The following is a 540-nucleotide window of genomic DNA, read 5'->3' on the forward strand; positions in this document are numbered from 1 at the left end:
TACTCATATTTTCAGCTTGATTGCGATGAACTGTTCCACTTTTTTATACAACTTTTTATTTTAAAATGACTCTTTAAGACTAAAAATTAATAGATAATTTCCTATCTTTTCAAACTAAAGAAATATTGTTTTCATTCAAAAAAGTGTCTAAACTTTTTTTGATAATTCTTTAGTTTCAAAAGATATTTTTTTAATATTTTAACCCTTCACTATATAGTTAGGTAAAAAAAGTTAAAAACTCGTCAACAAAATGAAAGAAAATGATTTTTTTTAAATTTTACTATTTTTAGTTAAAAAAAGCGCACTAAAGTAACCTTTTTCAAGGTTATATTATTTTATATTAATTCAACTAAGAATTTATCTTAGATTTTGAGAATATTGAGTTGGAGTTGAATAGTTTAATTTGCTTAAAATCCACTTAGTATTCCAAAATTGAGGAAATTGATTGATTAATTTTTTCATTTTATCAGGAGATTTTTGAAATAAAAAAGGATTTTGATGTTGTAAGATTGTTTTCATTTGGCCGAAAAAGTTTTCAAT

The 540-nt window shown here is 22.0% G+C and carries 1 protein-coding gene; it reads right to left on the bottom strand.

Annotated elements, in window-relative coordinates; all coding sequences use genetic code 11:
* Positions 1-357: 357 nt before the first annotated feature.
* On the bottom strand, positions 358-540 hold a 183-nt coding region (locus tag OL66_RS03535), incomplete at its 5' end, for an IS3 family transposase (protein WP_162178809.1).

This window comes from Chrysanthemum yellows phytoplasma (assembly GCF_000803325.1).
GTDB classification, from domain to species: domain Bacteria; phylum Bacillota_I; class Bacilli_A; order Acholeplasmatales; family Acholeplasmataceae; genus Phytoplasma; species Phytoplasma asteris.